This is a genomic window from Brevibacterium sp. UMB1308A (assembly GCF_030230605.1).
In the GTDB taxonomy this organism is placed as follows: Bacteria; Actinomycetota; Actinomycetes; order Actinomycetales; family Brevibacteriaceae; genus Brevibacterium.
This window is the reverse complement of record NZ_JASPDO010000051.1, coordinates 1-4,841: the sequence shown is the minus strand read 5'-3', so window position 1 is coordinate 4,841 and position 4,841 is coordinate 1. Positions and strand designations below refer to the sequence as shown.

Genomic DNA, 4,841 nt, shown 5'->3' with positions numbered 1-4,841 from the left:
GGACTGCGCTATGAGCGCGAAGTCCGGGTTCGTCAGTAGTTCGCGCGCGTTTGTATCCAGCGTTGCATGAAAGTTTCATACACTCGGTTCACACGCTTCTTACCGTCAATGGCGATGTGGGCGAGCAGTTCTGAAACCTCTTGCGGGGTGTAATACTCGCCCCCGGATTTACCGGCGTTGGAGGCGTACATCTGCATGAGGAACTCATAAGCGTCGCCGAACAGGTCAATGGAGTTGTCTGCGTACTCACCGCCGAGAGGGAGATCCCCAATCGCGTTTAACAGCTTCACGAGTTTTGCGTTTCGCTGCGCAACGGTGTTGCCAAGGCGTGAGTGGTTGACCTCGAAGTCGTCAAACAGACCTTTGATGTCGTGTTCGCTTCGGGCCCCCACCGCAGAAGCTTCGATGTCTCGGAACACCGCCTCGAGAGTTTCGTTGAGGTTCGGGTCGTTTTCTGCTCGCTTCCTGACGTTTTCGAACAGTTCGGACGGCAAGATGAAAAAGCCCTTGTCGTTGACGATGCTCGGACGGGCGAACTCTGCGTCTTCGTCAGAGAGCTTTGCGTAATCAAAGTTCGGATCGCCGGCTTCGCGCTCACCCTTGTTGATGAACGCGGTGAGGTTTTCCGAGATGAAACGATAAAACAGTGCGCCGAGCACATAGGATTTGAAGTCCCAGCCGTCAACTGATCCGCGTAGATCGTTCGCGACCTGCCAGATGGTTTTGTGGAGCGCGGCACGCTGCTGCTCTTTGTTCATCCGTGAAACTCCTTGTCACAGTGCTTGGCTGCGGAGGTTGTTCCGCGCCTTATGGTTCCGAACCGGGAACCATAGAAATCACAGTAGCCCGCAGCACTGACATTCGTACAGATCCACGCCGCCCCGCGGTCTACTCTGAAATGCGGTAGGCCTTGGTATAGCAATTGCTTCTGTAGCTGTTTTGTCGCTCGTCGATGTGGCTTGTCATCAAGCCTCACCATGTGCGACTAACTCTTTATGGGCAGAATAAGCGCCAAGACTACGCCAGGATTCGTGGGCCGCTTGATCCATTTGTTGAGGTGTTCAACCTCAACCCTTAGGGATGGCGAGGAAGCCACGTTCTAGCTACTGGAGACTCCATTCCAGTCATCAGGGAAACCCATCTCGTCGATTTTCCGTAGTTCCAGGGGCTCATATTCCTCCGCAATCAGTCTATGAATTTTTTTTACCCAGGTGGATCCCGGAGAGACGCTCCGAGGCATGAATGCTATGGCAGTGAGAGCGCCGAAGAGCCGTTCACTTTGCCCCTTCGGGAGACAAGACAGTTCTTGTATCGTTCGGAAAGCATTCGTCGCTGCCGGGGTGAAGTGGCGGTTCCATACGCGGCCGTGATGTGCACCTGTGTTTCGCAGAACGGTGAGTTGTTCGCACCATCGAGCGAGGGGATCTTGGTTGTAGTAGCTCTTCTTCTGCTTAGAGTTCAATCGATCGACGTCGCCAAAGAAACCGAAACTGTGTGCAATACTCCGCTGATCATCAAGAGTGAGGCCATCAAAGAGGATGGAAATATCGGAAAAATCAAGGACATCAGCAAGAACCCAGAATGGGTAATCCCCGTAGTTGACACTGTAGTGAGCCACAGCGCGGTTACGTTTTCGCTCGCGATCCACACGCTTCTCAGCAGTCTCTAGCCAGTCTTGATGCCGGAAATCCTCACGAAAGATACCTGGATCTTTGTAAGATAAGGCTCCTTTCGCGACGAGTAGTTCGCCGATCCGTGCACGTAGCGCAACCTCAATCCGCTCAATCCCATCGTAAATAAGTGTGCGCATTTTACGGTCGAATTCGTAGAGAGCGACTATTTCTTCGAACTTCGTGCCTCGCACAAAGCTGTCGGCGCGTTGCGGCTGTTTGGGGTCTTCAGGCTCTGGGAGAATCCGGTAGGCGTACCAATACCCGGACAGCCTGTAGTAAGAGACGCTAGACAGCCACTGCCTTGCTAGGGATTCGTTGAGCTCCATCCCTCGTGAGCGCATGAGGGCAATCTGCACTTCAACCGTGGTGGGATTTTTGATCTTCTTCATCGGGTTTTCATGCCTCGAAAGAAATCCAGCCCGTCTCCAACCTGATGGTCGAAGCGGGCTGAACGATTACCTAAATAATGCCACGGCCCCAGCGCGTTGGGTGGCCTCATTTGGCTACAGGAGCATGACGGCTAGATCGAGAAAAACAAAGACCGGCCCTGGGCTCCCACCAAAATGGGTAGCGGTACCGGTCATGTTGGTATTCAGGCTAGGCGATGACACCTAGCTGTGCAACGGTGAGGGCTCGACAAGCCACTCGATAATGTTTTTGTGTTGGATCCCGTCGCGGCTCATGTCGAACTGGTCCATGCTCAGCACGGTTTTCGGGAAGTTGTCGGTAACCCCGCGAAAGGCACCGAACTCGCGGTCGACGGTGTTTTGGCTGCCGAGCAGGTAACTCACCTGGAAGTACTCAGTGTCGGAACCTTTGCGGGCGATGAAGTCAATCTCGCGCGCGCCGGCTCTTCCGACACTTACCTCGTACCCGCGCGCAAGCAGCTCCACGCACACGATGTTTTCGAGGGTCAGCTCAATGTCGGCCTGGTTCGAAAGGCCGAGCGTTTCACGAAAACCGTGATCCACCGCATAGTACTTCTCAGTTGCCCGAAGCCTCGCCTTCCCCGCAATGTCAAAGCGCGGAACCCGATAAATCAAGAAAGCGTTCACGCAAAACTCAAGGTAGTTCAACACGGTATCAACCGAAACGGTGCGCCCCTCGCTTTTGAAAAAACGCACCAGTGACTGCGCCGAGAAGGTTTTTCCAATATTTGCGAAGCAGTAACCGACGATGCGGTGAAAAATGTCGACGTCGCGGATCTGGTGATACTCAATCACGTCTTTGAGCACAACCGAGTTGTACACCGAGTCAAGGTAGTCGAGCGAGGGTTCCCGGTCGAGGTTGAAGTATTTCAACGCCGGGAAACCGCCGAACTGCACAAAGTGCTGGAAGTGTTCGCTCAGTGTGCGGTCGCTTTGGCGGTGCAGCTCGACAAATTCCGCAAACGAAAACGGTTGGATCAAGAACTCAACGTAGCGACCGGCAAGATGTGTGGCGAGATCACCGGAAAGCATGCGCGAATTCGACCCGGTGACATAGATATCTGCGTCATAGTCGACGCGGATCGCGTTGATGGCTTTCTCCCAGTCGGCGACCTGCTGAATTTCGTCAAAGAAGAAATACGCGCGGGTGTTTTTGTTGAGGTTTTCGGCTTCGATGCGCCGTAGCAGCGCCGCTGCGTCTGTGATGTGAAGCCCGTCAGCGGACTCAAAATTCATCGCAAACACTTGTGGATCAGCGCTGCCCGCGCGAATCACTTCTTGCAGCTGCTGCAGAATCGTAGATTTGCCGCAGCGACGCACACCGGTGAGCACCTTCACGAGGGGTTTGTCGATAAAGGGCTGGATCCGCGAAAAGTATCTCGGGCGTTCAATGATTCTGTCCACCACAAACCTCCCTGTTTTGTCGAGTATAGTCGACAAGCTGCTACTTTGCGGAGGTTTTGTCGATCATAGTCGACAAGAATCGCGCTGGCTCGGGCACAAAACAGCGCACCGCGGGAAGGTTGCCGGCGTGTGCCAGCGTCCAACCCGCGGTGCGCTATTCGGACGGTGCGGCCCGAATCGAGCCGCTGAGCCCTCGAGCCGTTAAGCCCTTGAGCCTAGAAGTCCCAGTCGTCGTCGGTGGTGTCTTCGCCCTTACCGATGATGTAGCTCGATCCTGATCCACTGAAGAAGTCGTGGTTTTCGTTGCTGCCAGGTGACAGCGCCGCGAGAATCTCAGGGTTCACTTCGGTCTCTTCAGCGGTAAACCGCGACGGGTAACCGAGGTTCATCAGCGCCTTGTTCGCGTTGTAACGCACGAACACGGCAACGTCGTCCATCAGGCCGAGCGGCTCGTACAGCTCACCCGAGTACTGCAGCTCAAGCTCGTAGAGCTCTTCCAGCAGGTCGAAGGTGAACTTGCGCATCTCTTCCTGACGCTCTTTGCTCTGCGTCTCGAGTCCGCGCTGGTACTTGTAACCCGAGTAGTAACCATGCACTGCCTTGTCACGCAGAATCAGGCGGATCATGTCTGCGGTGTTCGTCAGCGTCGCGTGCACCGAGAAGTGCAGCGGCAGGTAGAACCCTGCGTACAGCAGCAGCGACGACAGCAGCGTCGAAGACACTTTACGCTTGAGCGGATCATCGCCGTAGTAGTGGTGCAGCACCTTCTTGCAGCGTTCCTGCAGCAGATCGTTGGCAACTGCCCAGCGGTAGGCGTCGTCGATTTCCGGGGTGCTCGTCAGCGTTGAGAACACCGAGGAGTACGAGCGGGCGTGCACCGACTGCATGAACGCAATGTTGGTGTAGACGGCCTCTTCGTGTTCGGTGCGGGAGTCTTGGATCTGCACGATCTCACCGACAGTTGCCTGCACGGTGTCGAGCATGGTCAGACCGGTGAAGACGCGCATCGTGAGGGTGCGCTCTTCCTGGGTCATTTTCTGCCACGCGGGGATGTCGTTTGACAGCGGCACCTTCTCTGGCAGCCAGAAGTTCGCGGTCAGACGGTTCCACACCTCGAGGTCTTTGTCGTCGGTGACGCGGTTCCAGTTAATGGGGCGCAGCCGCGCTGCCGGGTCGTGGCGGTACGACGGCGGGGTGACCGAGATCTCTTGCAGCGGGCGGTCGGTGTTCAACGGATCAGTCATAGTTCAATAAAGCTCTTTCACTAGTGGTGTCTGGTGGTCAGTGCGCGGAGTGCGCGGACGGCGCGCGGTGCGCCCGCGCGCGCAGCACGGGC

4 protein-coding genes are annotated in these 4,841 nt (G+C 55.8%); all 4 read right to left on the bottom strand.

All coding sequences use genetic code 11. The features are described from left to right. Positions 1 to 32: 32 nt before the first annotated feature. Complete coding sequence (locus QP868_RS11925; protein WP_210382969.1) at positions 33 to 758, bottom strand: type I restriction-modification system subunit M; 726 nt, start codon at positions 756 to 758, stop codon at positions 33 to 35. A gap of 341 nt (positions 759 to 1,099) precedes the next feature. After that, on the bottom strand, positions 1,100 to 2,062 hold the full coding sequence (locus QP868_RS11920; RefSeq protein WP_284926777.1) for an Abi family protein: 963 nt from the start codon (positions 2,060 to 2,062) through the stop codon (positions 1,100 to 1,102). Between the two features lie 222 nt (positions 2,063 to 2,284). Then, positions 2,285 to 3,505: an ATP-binding protein gene (locus QP868_RS11915; RefSeq protein WP_034372399.1), complete on the bottom strand. Its 1,221-nt coding sequence runs from the start codon at positions 3,503 to 3,505 to the stop codon at positions 2,285 to 2,287. 215 nt (positions 3,506 to 3,720) lie between these two features. Then, positions 3,721 to 4,749 (bottom strand): class 1b ribonucleoside-diphosphate reductase subunit beta, encoded by a 1,029-nt coding sequence (nrdF, locus tag QP868_RS11910; RefSeq protein ID WP_016664111.1) that lies wholly within the window; start codon positions 4,747 to 4,749, stop codon positions 3,721 to 3,723. Positions 4,750 to 4,841: the final 92 nt, after the last annotated feature.